We start from the raw sequence: 12983 nt of genomic DNA, 5'->3' as shown, positions 1-12983 counted from the left end.
AGATCATCTTCTAGCTGGGCTTCCTTACTGGTGCGCAGTTGTTTTTTTAGACGCTCTCGCCGTTTATCAATTTGAGCAACATCCGCAAGAGCTAGCTCCAAATTAATTATTTCAGCATCCCGCAAAGGATCAACAGAACCGCTCACATGAATTACATCGTCGTCTTCAAAACAACGCACCACATGAACAATTGCATCCACTTCACGGATATTTGCCAAAAACTTATTTCCTAAACCCTCCCCCTGGCTGGCCCCTGCCACCAAACCCGCAATATCAACAAATTCCACCCTGGTGGGCACCACATCTTTTGAATTGGAAAGCTGCCGCAATTCCTCAAGCCTTGGATCCGGCACCGCCACAGTGCCCACATTGGGCTCGATCGTGCAGAAAGGGAAGTTGGCCGCCTGGGCTTGGGCGTTAGCCACCAGAGCGTTGAAGAGGGTGGATTTGCCCACATTGGGCAGCCCCACGATTCCGGCTTTAAGCATTTCTTTAATTTAAAGGGTGAGCCGCACTCGCCAGTGCTGCTGTTTTCATGAAGAATGATTGCAGTGAAAACAGCAACCATCAACACACCTACCTTGCCTCAATCCGCACCAGCCCCATGGCGACGTTGGTGGCCTGCTGCATTGGTGTTGCTAGTGCTTGTTAGTGGCGCTGGTTTTTTGTTGCTGCCTTTGCTTAAAGGGCCAAAAAGAGATATCGGGCCCTACGTAACCAAGGTGAGCCAGGGCAGTTTGGCGGGAATCATCACTGCTAGCGGCGAAATCGAAGCGGAGCAGCGCGTAAACGTGAGCCCAAAAAGGCAAGGGCAACTGCTGGAGCTTTACGTAGATGAAGGCGACCAGGTAATTGCTGGGCAACCACTTGCCCGTATGGATCCAAGCGATATTCGCAACCGCCTAGAAGAGCTAAGAGCACAGCAAGCAGTGGCCAGGGTGGATTTAAATCGCAGCCGCGGCGAATACGAAAGACGCCTCCAATTATTCAGCCAGGGCGCCCTCAGTGGCGACGATCTTGCACGCTTTAAAGCCAACTTTGATAGCAGCAAAGCTGCTTACAACGCAGCCATACAACGCCTTGCCCAGCGAAAAGTTGAATCGGGTGATCTAGTAGTGCGCGCACCATTTGCTGGCACTATCACTAACCGATATTCAGATCCCGGTTCTTACGTAACACCAACTACCGCTGCCAGTGCAACGGCAGGAGCAACAAGCTCTTCAATTGTGGAATTAGCTGCCGGCCTTCAGGTAACTGCCAAGGTGCCTGAAAGTGATATCGGCCGCATAAGAAATGGCCAAGCTGCCAGCGTGAGAGTGGATGCATTTCCTGATCAACGCTTTGCAGCGCAAGTAAAACGCATCTCACCACGCACAGAAAAGAGCAGCAATGTAACTACCGTAAAAGTAGAATTAGAGCTAATTAATCCACCCTTAAATAAATTGCGCATTGGCATGACTGCCGATATCGATTTTGATGCCGGCCGCCTAACACCTAAACCCTTACTGCCAACCGTTGCAATTGTTACTGAGAATGGAAAACCTGGGGTATTGGTGCCTGGCCCTGGCAACCAACCACGTTTTGTGGAGATAACACTTGGCAGCAGCAGTGGCCGCAATACTCAAATACTCACAGGGGTGAAAGCCGGTGAACAAGTATTTATCGATCTGCCGCCCTGGGCGAAAAAGCGTAAGGAGAGTTAGCGGTTTGCCAAGTAAGCCGCACTTGTTGCAACGATTCGTTCACTAGCTTTGCCATCACCAAAGGGATTGTGGGCTTTTGCCATAGCGGCATAAGCTTCACTTTTTTCGAGGAGCAGGCAGGTTTCCCGTTCAATCGCCTCTGAGGAAGTACCTATTAATTTTGCTGTGCCTGCTTCCACTGCTTCTGGGCGTTCGGTGGTGCGCCTTAAAACAAGCACTGGTTTCCCTAAAGATGGAGCTTCTTCTTGCAAACCACCTGAATCTGTAAGTAATAATGTGCAACCACGAATTGCAGCTACCAGGCGGTCGTAATCAAGCGGTTCGGTGAGAAATATCCGTGGATGATCACCAAGCCATTCTTGTAATGGTTCCCGCACTGTTGGATTTTTATGTAGTGGCAATAGCAATGCCGTATCGGGGTGGCGATCCAACACCTTTAAAAAACCCGTCGCGATATCTTTTAAAGGGGTGCCCCAATTCTCACGGCGATGCACTGTGGCAAGAATCACCCGTTGTTTTTGCCAATCAAGGCCCGGCACTTCACAACTAGGTGCTGCTGCTGCCATCAACAACAACGCATCAATAACTGTGTTGCCCGTGGTGTGTATCTCACCCACCACCCCAGAGGCTTGAAGATTTTTTGCCGATTGGGCAGTAGGGGCAAAATGCAACTGAGCCACCTGGGAGATCAAACGACGATTCGCTTCCTCCGGGAAGGGGTCGTAGAGATTATCTGTGCGCAACCCCGCCTCCACATGGCCCACCGGGATTTGATCGTAAAAAGCCGCTAAAGCAGCCGCAAAGGCAGTGGTGGTATCACCTTGAACAAGCACTAAATCAGGTCGATTTTCGCCAAATTCTTTACGCAAACCCTCCAGCGCAGCGCAGGTCACATGGGTGAGTGTTTGCCTTGGGGTCATTAACTCCAAATCGCGATCTGGAGTTAACTGAAAAAGTGCCATCACTTGAGCCACCATTTCCTTGTGTTGCCCAGTTAGAACAACTCGGGTTTCAAACAGTGGCGAAGCTTGGAAAGCCAAAATTACCGGCGCCATTTTGATGGCTTCCGGTCTGGTGCCAAGCACCAGAGTGACGCGCGGTAATGAAGCCAATGGCAATTTTCTAGCAGCTTGATATTAAAGAGAGCTACCTGATGTGAGCTCTAGCTTGTGGCAATTAAACGCCAAAGCACCAATGCGCCAATACCAACGGATAAGCCAAGCATTGCTAATCGGCCGTTCCAGATTTCAGCCTGAGGGGTAAAACCCCTGCGCCAGGCATTCAGTTCTGTTGGCTCGAGCTGATTGGTGGGCGACACGGCAAAACGGAAATATTTTGGAAATATTAAGTGATTTTTTATATTAAAAAGGCGCTTTGCCATAAAGCTCAATCGCATTAGCTAAAGGCCAGCGGGGGGCTACGCCGAGGTTTAAAGCCGACCTTTGCCCCATTTGCAAGCGTTTACAGGCAGCTAATCCGATCATTGCTGCGTTATCGGTGCACCAAGCAAGGGGGGCTAAATGCAAATTGAGGCTGGCGGCAGTGCATGCCCCAGTTAGTTGGCGGCGCAATTCTGCATTTGCAGATACACCCCCCACCACCACCAAACCAGGCAAAGCTTGATCAACGGCGCAGCGCACACTGCGCTCCACCAACACTTTGCAAATCACCTGCTGAAAAGAAGCTGCTAAATCATTCACAGGTAAGGGCTCCCCAGCAATTTGCCAACGCTGCACCTCCCTCAGCACTGCAGTTTTTAAACCACTAAAGCTGAAGTCGTAGGGGTGCACGCCCCCATCTGGCAATGAAATACGCCCGGGCGGGAAGCGAAAACGCAAGGGATCACCGCCACGGGCGGCAATTTCAAGGGCCGGTCCACCCGGATAGGCCAAACCGAGGAGGCGAGCAACCTTGTCGAAAGCTTCTCCAGCCGCATCATCCCGGCTGCCAGCGAGGCGTTCGTAATTGCCAAAGGATCTCAGCGCTATTAATTCTGTGTGGCCGCCACTCACTAATAAAACCAGCATTGGCCCCTGGGGAGCTTGATCACCACTAAGAGCAGAGCAAAGATGTCCCTCGAGATGATGAATACCAATAAAAGGCTTCTGGGCTAATTGGGCTAAGCAGCGGCCTGTAACAGATCCCACCATTAAGGCCCCGAGCAATCCGGGAGCCACTGTGGCGGCCACTGCATCTAAATCGCTAAGGCTTACGCGTGCATTTGTTAGTGCCCTTTCCACTAAATGTGGCAAAGCCTCCACATGGCGGCGAGATGCCAGCTCTGGTACGACCCCGCCCCACAGGGCGTGTTCTTCAACCTGGCTTGCTACTTCACTACTCAAAACAGCCCCATCGCGCACCACTGCAGCCGCAGACTCGTCACAACTTGTTTCGAGAGCTAGAACCGTTGGCATTAGGGGTGGAATTCACACATAAACTATTGGGAGCAACCGCTAAGCGGGCCTGCCCATCATGCGCATCATGCAACAACTGATCTCAAAGGCATTTTCAAAGTTTTTTGCTGTAGCTCTTTGCGGCTATCTGCTTTTGGGTTTTGTTCCGTTAGCCCATGCCGGGGTAGCTGGATTAACTCAATGCAATGAAAACGCCCGTTTTCTATATCGGGCTAAATCCGCCAAAACTGCATCTGCCCAGGCTCGTTTCGAGCGTTACGGCCAAGCCCTTTGCGGCACTGATGGCCTTCCCCACCTTGTAGTAGATGGTCGCTGGAGCCATGCTGGCGAATTCATGCTGCCAGGGATTGCTTTCCTTTATATCGCCGGCTGCATTGGCTGGGCTGGCAGGTCTTACATCCAAGCAATCAAAGGCAAGGATGCAAACATGAAAGAGATTCAGATCGATCTTCCAGTTGCTCTTAAGTGCACCCTGGATTCCGCCAGGTGGCCTTTGGCTGCTTTTGCTGAACTCACATCTAATAAGCTCACAGAAGTAGATAGCAAAGTAACAGTTTCACCTCGCTGATTTAAAGATCCGAGCAACTCACTAAATCATTCAAACCTAATCCCAAATCATGAAAAAATTTCTGACCACCGCGCCAGCTTTTGCAGCAATTTGGTTCATGATAACCGCTGTAATCATGATTGAATTCAATCATTTTTTCCCAGACATGTTATTCGTTCCCGGCTAAATTCATCAACATTTCAAGCTGAACTAATGCATCATTAATATCATTGTTTACAACTACCGCATCGAACTCGAGCTCTGCTTTTAGTTCCTCTTCTGCCCTTTTGAGGCGTTTTTGGATCGCAGTTTCTAATTCGGTGCCTCGCCCCCTAATTCTGGCCTCTAATTCAGCCATAGACGGAGGTTTTAGAAATATTTGGAAAGCTTCAGGAAAGGTTTTACGCACCTGCCGTGCTCCCTCAAGCTCAATTTCAAGTAGCACCGGTGCACCAGCAGCTAATTGCTGCTCCACAGGTTGGCGAGGGGTGCCATAAGAATTACCAGCAAACTGCGCCCATTCCAACAAACCGCCGCATGCCACAAGTTGCTTAAATTCATCATTACTTTTAAAAAAGTAATCAATAGCTTCTACCTCCCCGAGCCTTGCCGGCCTGGTTGTGGCTGATACCGAAAGCCAAAGTTGAGGATGGTTCTTTCTTAACGCTTTCACTAGGGTTCCTTTTCCCACGCCGCTAGGGCCACTCAATACGGTGAGCCTTGGCTTTTGCCTTTCCATTGGCCGCTTCTCCATTTAAGTGGTGAATGCTTGGCGAAACTAGTACCGGGCACTCTGAGGCCATGCAACCCCAAGACACCACCTGCCTCCAAGCAGTGGTTGAAGAACTGCAGCCCATGCTGCTGCCAGCCAGATTCGAAAAGGCCCAACAACCAAGCACGAGCTCAGTGCAGCTGGGGTTTCGCACCCTTACGCAACGGCTCTGGCTTGAATTGCGTTGGCAAGCAGATGGCGCTCGATTCCATGGCTTACCTGCCCCTCCGCGCCAAGGCGAAGGGAGCACCTTGGCCCAACAGTTGCAACATGCCCTAGGGGGCCTAGCCCTCGTGAGCCTGGAGCAGCCCCCTTGGGAACGGGTGGTGCAACTCGGTTTTGCCGAACGCCCCGGAGCAACCCAAAAGCGCCTTGTGGTGCTTGAACTAATGGGTCGCCACAGCAATTTATTTCTGCTCGATGAACATAATTCCGTAATTGCTATCGGCCGCCAAGTGCAGGCCCATCAATCACGCTTAAGACCCATCGGCACTGGCGATTTCTATAGCCCTCCTCCGCCATTACAAGGGGCATTTCCCAGCAGGATTGAACCCTTTGAACAGTGGCGGCAACGGCTTTTATTGCGCCCAGAAACTTTAGGTAAAGCTCTTTTGCAGAGCTATCGCGGCCTCGGCCCTGCCCTGCGGGAGCAATTGATAGAAGCTGCAGATCTCAACTCATCAATGGAAGTAACCCTGCTAACAGAAGCCCAATTGCTTGATCTCTTCAGCGCGTGGCAGTGTTGGCTTAACGATCTAGAAACAAACAAGCTCAGCTTTAGCCCCTGGGGCACGGGTTATCGCTGTTGGGGCGCAACAGCAGAAAAAAGCGTTGCTACTGATCAAGATGCTGCGGATCAAAAAAACGAATTTTGTTTTAACTACGCCCTTGCTGCTTTTTATGGTGCGGGCGAGCAGCGCCGCCAATGTGAAATTGCGCAGCAAAAACTCAACCAGCAATTACAGCAATTGTTAGGCCGCGAACAGCGCGAACTAATGCAACAAGAAGATTTACTAGCTCGCTGCTCCGGCGAAGCGTTATTGCAGATGCAGGCAAATTTGCTGCTCTGTCGCCCTGATGTAGCCAGCAGTGGCCATCGCCACTTGCTGCTCGAAGATCCAGCAGGCGGTGAAAGTTTGCCCGTAGAGCTTGATCCACAGCTGAGCCTTGTTTTTCAAGCCCAGCGTTTCTACAAAAAAGCGCGCAAATTGCGCCGTTCCGTTGAAGCGATTAAACCGCGCTTAGCTCACCACCAACGCCGCCTTGAACTCCTGGAAAACAGCCTGCTGCAACTGGAGTTTGCAAATCCAAACGACCTTGAATTACTGGAGGCATTGCAGAGCGACCTCAACCCATTTCAAACAAAAAAAAGCCAAACCAAACGCCAACACAGGCGCCCAGAAAAGGAACCTCAACCCCTCACACTTACAAGCTCGCGGGGTTTGCGCCTATTAATTGGCCGCAATCATCGCCAGAACGACTGGATCAGTTTTCGTAATGCTCGCCGCGGTGATCTCTGGTTCCATGCCCAAGAACAACCCGGCAGCCATGTGGTGCTCAAGGGTTCCGAACAACTGGTTGCTGAAGCAGATTTACAGGCGGCTGCCGATCTTGCCGCCCATTTCAGCCGTAGCCGCGGCAATCTGCGCGTGCCGGTGTTGATGGTGCCGGTAGAACAATTGCAGCGCATCCCAGGCATGGAAGCTGGCCTGGTGCGCCATGGAGGCGGCGAACTGCTTTGGGGTGAACCGGATCGCGCCTTGGCGCTGCTGCCTAGCCTGAAGCCATGAGCAACACGGAGTTCCCGGCCGAAGTGGAGATGAGCTTCTCCGATCACCTCGAGGAATTGCGCTGGCGTTTATTGCGCAGCCTTGCAGCGGTGGTATCTGGAGCGGCGATTTGCCTTCTATGGGTGCGGCCCCTGGTGAAGTTGCTGGAGGAACCGGCCCAAGGCATCCGTTTTTTGCAACTGGCGCCAGGTGAATTTTTGTTTGTATCTCTGAAAGTGGCCGGCTATGCCGGGCTCACCTTGGCTCTTCCCTATGTGCTCTACGAAGGTTTGGCTTTTGTTATGCCCGGCCTTACTCGCAGGGAACGGCGTTTGGTGGCACCTGCGGTGGCAGCCTCAGCCGTGCTGTTTCTGGTGGGGCTTACTTTTGCCTGGTGGGCCTTGGTGCCTGCAGCCTTGCGCTTTTTGGTTAGTTATGGCGCCGATGTGGTGGAGCCGATTTGGTCTATCGAGCGCTATTTAGATTTCGTTTTGCTACTGATGGTGGCCACAGGTTTGGCTTTTCAGTTGCCCGTTTTGCAACTGCTACTGGGCTTGCTCGGCTTGGTGCGCTGGCGGCCAATGCTGGCGAGTTGGCGCCTGGTGATCTTGTTTTCAGCCGTTGCTGGAGCTGTGCTTACCCCCTCCACCGATCCGGTAACAATGCTGCTGCTTAGCGGGGCCATCAGCGCCTTATTCCTTGTGGGGGTGGGGCTTGTTGCCCTCACAGAAGGAATTCACTCATCCGCCCCTGATCCGCTAGAGGGAAGCTAAGGGCCTTGCCAAGGCGTGGTTTATCACGAGTGTTTAACAACCATTCGCGCACCTGTTCGGCCAAACCGAGCCCGTTTAGCTGCTCCGCCACCTGCTCAATGTTGAGTTGGTATTCATTCGCATCCAGGGGAAAGGATTGCTGCTCCAAATAGCCCCACATCACCTGGAAATAAAGGCGTCCGGCGCGGCGATGGAACTGAAGGTGATAACTCACACCCCAGCGGTTTTGCAAAATTGCAATCAACTCCTCGGCGCTGAGGGGCACTACCTGATCAAGCAAGTGGGCAACAGCATGGTGGAGAGAAAGGTTCATAATGGTGGATATCTGTGGCGGCGCGCCCACCTATGACCCAGCTATCGGCAAATGACGTACCCGGCATGGGTCGCCGGCAGTTCATGAACCTGCTCACCTTTGGATCCGTAACAGGTGTAGCTCTGGGGGCCCTTTACCCAGTGGTCAACTACTTCATCCCGCCCCGGGCAGCTGGCGGAGGCGGAGGCACCACCGCCAAAGATGAATTGGGCAATGTGGTTACCGCCAGCGGCTGGCTTGCAAGCCATAAAGAAGGTGATCGCAATTTGGTGCAGGGCCTCAAAGGCGATCCCACTTACCTAATCGTGGATGGGCCTGAAGCCATTGGCAATTACGGCATAAATGCCATATGCACTCACCTTGGTTGCGTGGTGCCATGGAACAGTGGCGCTAACAAATTCATGTGCCCTTGCCACGGCTCCCAATACGACAGCGCCGGCATGGTGGTGCGGGGTCCTGCCCCCCTATCTCTTGCTCTAGCCCATGTATCGGTAGAAAACGACAACGTTTTTCTTACCCAATGGTCTGAGACAGATTTCCGTAATGGCGAAAAGCCATGGTGGGGCTGAACTCCAGCCGTTTTTAGCCTCAATTATTTGATCCGATCCGCCCCGCCTCCCCCTCCGATGCGTCGTTTTCTATCCCTGCTAATCAGCTCCTTGTTGCTCAGCATCAGCTTGCTGGTGGCACCTCAAGCCAGTTGGGCTTATCCCTTCTGGGCTCAGCAAAACTACGACAATCCCCGGGAGGCCACCGGCAAGATTGTTTGCGCTAACTGCCATCTCGCCAAAAAACTCACCCAGGTAGAGGTGCCGCAGGCGGTGATGCCAAACACCGTTTTTAAGGCTGTAGTAAAGATTCCTTACGACACCGCAGTGCAACAGGTGGCAGCTGATGGCAGCCGAGCAGGCCTCAATGTGGGCGCTGTTGTGATGTTGCCCGATGGCTTCACGATCGCGCCAGCCGATCGGCTCAGTGATGAATTAAAAGAAGAAACCAAAGGGATTTACTACACCCAATACAGCGATAGCCAACCCAACATCTTGCTGGTGGGTCCGTTGCCTGGTGATGAGCATCGCGAAATCGTGTTCCCGATTCTTTCTCCCGATCCCGCCACTGATTCCTCTATTCACTTTGGTAAATATCAACTTCATATCGGTGGTAATCGCGGCCGCGGCCAGGTGTATCCCACCGGAGAAAAAAGCAATAACAGCATTTACAACGCCTCTGTAACAGGCCAGGTGAGCGCCATCACCAGCGACGACAAAGGCGGTTCCACTGTGAGCATTAGTGCCGTTGATGGCAGTTCCACCGATGAGGCAATTCCCGCTGGCCCGGAACTGCTGGTGAAAGTTGGAGACAGTGTTACCGCAGGCCTGCCCATCACCTCTGATCCAAATGTGGGTGGTTTTGGCCAGATGGATGCTGAAGTGGTGTTGCAAAATCCAGTGCGTATTTATGGCCTGCTCGCTTTCCTTGCAGCTGTTGCAATCGCTCAGATAATGCTCGTGTTGAAAAAGCGTCAGATCGAAAAAGTTCAGGCCGCAGAAGGCGTTTGATTCCATGCCCCTATCGATATTGCAGTCTCCGGGGCCGCTGCTGGTGGAGTTGGGCCCTTTGGCCATCCGTTGGTATGGCCTGCTGATTGCTGTAGCTGTATTGCTTGGCCTTTGGGTATCAAGCCAGCTTGCAAAATTGCGCGGCCTAGATCCAGGTGTGATCTCGGATTTACTACCGCTAATCGTGCTCTCTGCAGTGATCGGGGCAAGGCTTTATTACGTGCTATTTGAGTGGCAGCAATATCAAATCAATTGGCTTGAGGCTTTTCAAATTTGGAAAGGTGGTATCGCAATCCATGGAGCTTTGCTAGGTGGATCTATTGCCGTGATCGCTTACAGCCGCTGGATGAAACTGTCATTCTGGGCTTTGATGGATGTGCTTTTGCCATCAGTGGCCCTAGGCCAAGCGATCGGGCGCTGGGGAAATTTCTTTAATTCAGAAGCTTTTGGTTTACCCACATCACTGCCCTGGAAACTCTTTATTCCAGTAGCAAATCGCCCTGCTGCATATTTAAATGAAAGCTGGTTTCATCCCACTTTTTTATATGAATCAATCTGGGATTTAGGTTTATTTGTATTACTAATTTTATTATTTCGGCAGCGGCGAACTAATGGCGAATGGCTGTTACCAAAAGGGGGAATTAGCTGCGTTTATGCTTTGGGCTACAGCCTTGGCAGATTTTGGATCGAAGGCTTACGGCTAGATCCCCTTTGCCTATGGGGCAGCCTTGGTGAAGCCAATTGCTTGCGTATGGCCCAGTTGGTGAGTTTATTTCTTGCAATTGCAGGGGCCGCTGGATTGGCTTGGTTGCTTACCTTTAAAAGATCACTGCCAGATCCCGGACGACCAATTAGTTAGCAACCTTTTAATTACAACTTAATTACCAACCCATTGACTAACGCAAAGATTCAAATCGTTGGCGCCGGCCCCGGCGCTCCAGATTTACTAACTATCAGAGCACTGCGGGCTATCGAGCAGGCGCAATTACTTGTATGGACCGATTCTTTAGTATCACCTCAAATTGCAGCCCTTGCAGGAGCCGATTGTGAAAAACTGCGTAGTGGCAATCTCACCCTTGAAGAAGTGCTTCAGGCAATGCTTGATGGGGTAGCTCGCGGCCTACGGGTGGTGCGGCTTCACGATGGTGATCCCTGTTTATATGGCGCTTTACATGAACAAATTTCCCGTTTAGCTGATGCTGGCATTGAAGTTGAAGTTATACCTGGTATTAGTGCCTATCAAGCAACAGCAGCAGCGCTTGGGGCTGAATTAACAATTCCTGGGCTCGTGCAAACAATTGTTCTAAGCCGCGCCAGCGGGCGCACCGGCACACCAGCTCGCGAATCTTTAGCGCACATAGCAGCTCTTGGTGCTTCTCTCTGCCTTTATCTAAGCGCCCGCCATGTGGAAGAGGTTGAAGCGATATTGCTGCAACATTACCCAGCAGATACCCCTGTAGCGGTGGGTTATCGAGTTAGCTGGCCCGATCAAAAATTACAACTGGTGCCATTGAAAGGTCTTGCTGCCTATAGCAAGGCAGAAAGATTGGAGCGCACTACTCTTTATTTAATAAGCCCTGCCCTTAATGCATCAGGAGCAGCAAGATCAAAGCTTTATAGCGCCGAACACGATCATTTATTTAGGCCTGCAATTGGTGCAACTCCTGCTCCAACTGTTCAGCCCTAAATTCACAATTAAGCCGTGCCACTATCGCCCTTAGATCTTGTTCTGCATTGCCGAGACAATCAGTGCCGCCCGGTGATGGAGTTACATTAAATACAATTGGCCCATCGCAGCTGATGCGAGCTTCCCCCAGCATCAACTTATGATTACGTTTATCAATTAGTTGAGGCCGCACCCCGCCATATCCTTCAGCGAATTTCAAATCTTTTAATTGAGCACTAGGCACAATTTTGCGCAAATCTTGCAAAAACAGCCAGCGCCTTAACCACGGCACTTCAAACAATAAATTACGCAGAATATAATTGCGAATATCGCTAATGCGAAATAATTGCCAAAGTACTGTTAAAACTGCGCCATCAAGCCTCAACACCTTTAGAAACTCCCAAAAAGTTTCAGGCCGGTAGCGTTCAAGCAATGGCAAAATTAAGGCTGTAGGGCCAAAGCGAGTTTTTCCTGGCACCAAAACATCTGGATCACCATGAATTGCAGCAAAGGGCAGCTTATTATTTTGCACTGTATAAACCTTGCCATTTAATAGTTTTGGTGTGAAGTAAAAACTACCGGCTACAGGCAAACATGAATATTCCAAGCCATGGCCCATGGCCTGAGCTATTAATAAACTATGGGCCCCGGCACTCACCACCACATAGCGAGCCTTAATTATTTCTGTTGCAGTATTAATTACATAACCATCTCCGTCTTTAGAGATATTCAGCACCTTTTGATTTAGTTGCACCTCCAGCTGTCGCAGAAGCCCCTTCTCAAGATCAGTAGCGATTGCAGCTTTTGCCTGATCGACAAATGATTTAGCCAAGGCTTGATAATCCACTGCAGAAGTGCTGGCAGCAAGGCCGATAGCTGTAATTTCCTCTGGCCTCAAAGCAGCGTTAATACCTTTTGCCACAGCCGGTTCCCAGCGACCTATCGCTGCAGCATCAAGTAACTCCATACCTGGAAAATGGGGCTGAAATTGCTTAAAACGTTCCCTCAGAAAATTGCATTCTTCAGGCCCCACACCGAGCACCATTTTAGGAAAACAAAACAACACTTTCTGCCTTTCTGCCGCTGTTAGAAGCTCGCCATAGCGCACCAACATATTGGCTCGCCGATTCACTTGAAGCGCTTTTTCAAGGTTGTAGTTGGTTTCAATATCGCCGCAATGGATAGTTTGGCTGTTATTAGTGGAGCGGGAATTAATCAGCGCCAGCTGCTTTTCTTTTTCTAATAGCAACACTGAGCCCAAGTTTGTGTATCGGGCAAGGCAAAAGAGCAGAGCCGTGCCAGACACGCCTCCCCCAACGATCAGCACATCAACCTCACGCACAGGCAAACCGCAAGACAGCCATCAAACCTAAGTATCGAGTCTAAGCCAACTGGGGGGGTAAGATTTGGTCAATGGGCGATTAGCACAGTGGTAGCGCACTTCCTTCACACGGAAGGGGTCACTGG

Annotated in this window: 16 protein-coding genes; 9 read left to right on the top strand and 7 right to left on the bottom strand. The window is 51.2% G+C overall.

From position 1 onward, the window contains the following. A partial coding sequence (locus tag AC2JC8_RS08275; RefSeq protein ID WP_484594502.1) for a GTPase occupies positions 1 to 488 on the bottom strand: 488 nt, incomplete at its 3' end. A 63-nt stretch (positions 489 to 551) separates the two neighbouring features. Here AC2JC8_RS08275 and AC2JC8_RS08270 point away from each other — a divergent pair. Then, positions 552 to 1703, top strand: coding sequence for an efflux RND transporter periplasmic adaptor subunit (locus AC2JC8_RS08270; protein ID WP_484401332.1), 1152 nt, complete (start codon positions 552 to 554; stop codon positions 1701 to 1703). Here the strand turns inward: AC2JC8_RS08270 and wecB are convergent. The 3 genes from wecB to tsaD are packed head-to-tail and all read right to left on the bottom strand — an operon-like array spanning position 1700 to position 4117. Beyond that, complete coding sequence (gene wecB, locus AC2JC8_RS08265) at positions 1700 to 2815, bottom strand: non-hydrolyzing UDP-N-acetylglucosamine 2-epimerase (RefSeq protein ID WP_484401331.1); 1116 nt, start codon at positions 2813 to 2815, stop codon at positions 1700 to 1702. The two genes, AC2JC8_RS08270 and wecB, sit on opposite strands and share 4 nt — an antisense overlap. A gap of 50 nt (positions 2816 to 2865) precedes the next feature. Then, entirely contained in the window at positions 2866 to 3021 is a 156-nt protein-coding gene (locus tag AC2JC8_RS08260; protein WP_484401329.1) for a high light inducible protein, read from the bottom strand. Positions 3022 to 3064: 43 nt separating this feature from the next. Further along, positions 3065 to 4117 carry a tRNA (adenosine(37)-N6)-threonylcarbamoyltransferase complex transferase subunit TsaD gene (gene tsaD / locus AC2JC8_RS08255; protein ID WP_484594501.1) on the bottom strand — a complete coding sequence of 351 codons (1053 nt, stop codon included), beginning with the start codon at positions 4115 to 4117 and terminating at the stop codon, positions 3065 to 3067. Positions 4118 to 4184: 67 nt separating this feature from the next. On the opposite strand from tsaD, the gene AC2JC8_RS08250 reads away from it, so the two are divergent. Together AC2JC8_RS08250 and AC2JC8_RS08245 are read left to right on the top strand one after the other, a co-directional pair. Continuing rightward, complete coding sequence (locus AC2JC8_RS08250; RefSeq protein ID WP_255131223.1) at positions 4185 to 4685, top strand: Photosystem I reaction center subunit III; 501 nt, start codon at positions 4185 to 4187, stop codon at positions 4683 to 4685. Positions 4686 to 4734: 49 nt separating this feature from the next. Continuing rightward, positions 4735 to 4851, top strand: a complete 117-nt coding sequence (locus AC2JC8_RS08245; RefSeq protein WP_484401327.1) for a Photosystem I reaction center subunit IX — start codon at positions 4735 to 4737, stop codon at positions 4849 to 4851. Here AC2JC8_RS08245 and gmk read toward each other — a convergent pair. Beyond that, positions 4834 to 5403 (bottom strand): guanylate kinase, encoded by a 570-nt coding sequence (gene gmk, locus AC2JC8_RS08240; protein ID WP_484401325.1) that lies wholly within the window; start codon positions 5401 to 5403, stop codon positions 4834 to 4836. The two genes, AC2JC8_RS08245 and gmk, sit on opposite strands and share 18 nt — an antisense overlap. A 62-nt stretch (positions 5404 to 5465) precedes the next feature. Here gmk and AC2JC8_RS08235 point away from each other — a divergent pair, with 62 nt between their 5' ends. Together AC2JC8_RS08235 and tatC are read left to right on the top strand one after the other, a co-directional pair. Continuing rightward, the gene (locus AC2JC8_RS08235; RefSeq protein ID WP_484594500.1) at positions 5466 to 7226 is read left to right on the top strand and encodes an Rqc2 family fibronectin-binding protein; all 1761 of its coding nucleotides are present in this window, start codon (positions 5466 to 5468) and stop codon (positions 7224 to 7226) included. Further along, entirely contained in the window at positions 7223 to 7978 is a 756-nt protein-coding gene (gene tatC, locus AC2JC8_RS08230) for a twin-arginine translocase subunit TatC (protein ID WP_461556639.1), read from the top strand. Before AC2JC8_RS08235 ends, tatC begins: the two co-directional genes overlap by 4 nt. Here the strand turns inward: tatC and AC2JC8_RS08225 are convergent. Further along, on the bottom strand, positions 7929 to 8291 hold the full coding sequence (locus AC2JC8_RS08225; RefSeq protein ID WP_255131218.1) for a DUF3067 family protein: 363 nt from the start codon (positions 8289 to 8291) through the stop codon (positions 7929 to 7931). The genes tatC and AC2JC8_RS08225 overlap by 50 nt on opposite strands. Positions 8292 to 8323: 32 nt before the next feature. Here AC2JC8_RS08225 and petC point away from each other — a divergent pair, with 32 nt between their 5' ends. From petC to cobM, 4 genes are read left to right on the top strand one after another with little or no spacing between them, the layout of a single operon-like run. Continuing rightward, positions 8324 to 8860 (top strand): cytochrome b6-f complex iron-sulfur subunit, encoded by a 537-nt coding sequence (petC, locus tag AC2JC8_RS08220; RefSeq protein WP_255131217.1) that lies wholly within the window; start codon positions 8324 to 8326, stop codon positions 8858 to 8860. A 57-nt stretch (positions 8861 to 8917) separates the two neighbouring features. Continuing rightward, positions 8918 to 9850 (top strand): cytochrome f, encoded by a 933-nt coding sequence (gene petA, locus AC2JC8_RS08215; protein WP_484401334.1) that lies wholly within the window; start codon positions 8918 to 8920, stop codon positions 9848 to 9850. Between the two features lie 4 nt (positions 9851 to 9854). Further along, complete coding sequence (gene lgt, locus AC2JC8_RS08210) at positions 9855 to 10709, top strand: prolipoprotein diacylglyceryl transferase (protein WP_484401322.1); 855 nt, start codon at positions 9855 to 9857, stop codon at positions 10707 to 10709. 33 nt (positions 10710 to 10742) lie between these two features. Then, entirely contained in the window at positions 10743 to 11537 is a 795-nt protein-coding gene (cobM, locus tag AC2JC8_RS08205) for a precorrin-4 C(11)-methyltransferase (RefSeq protein ID WP_484401321.1), read from the top strand. Here cobM and AC2JC8_RS08200 read toward each other — a convergent pair. Then, positions 11491 to 12858, bottom strand: coding sequence for an FAD-dependent oxidoreductase (locus AC2JC8_RS08200; protein WP_484401320.1), 1368 nt, complete (start codon positions 12856 to 12858; stop codon positions 11491 to 11493). The genes cobM and AC2JC8_RS08200 overlap by 47 nt on opposite strands. Positions 12859 to 12983: the final 125 nt, after the last annotated feature.

Source organism: Synechococcus sp. (genome assembly GCF_982614295.1).
This window is presented reverse-complemented; position numbering and strand designations above follow the sequence as displayed.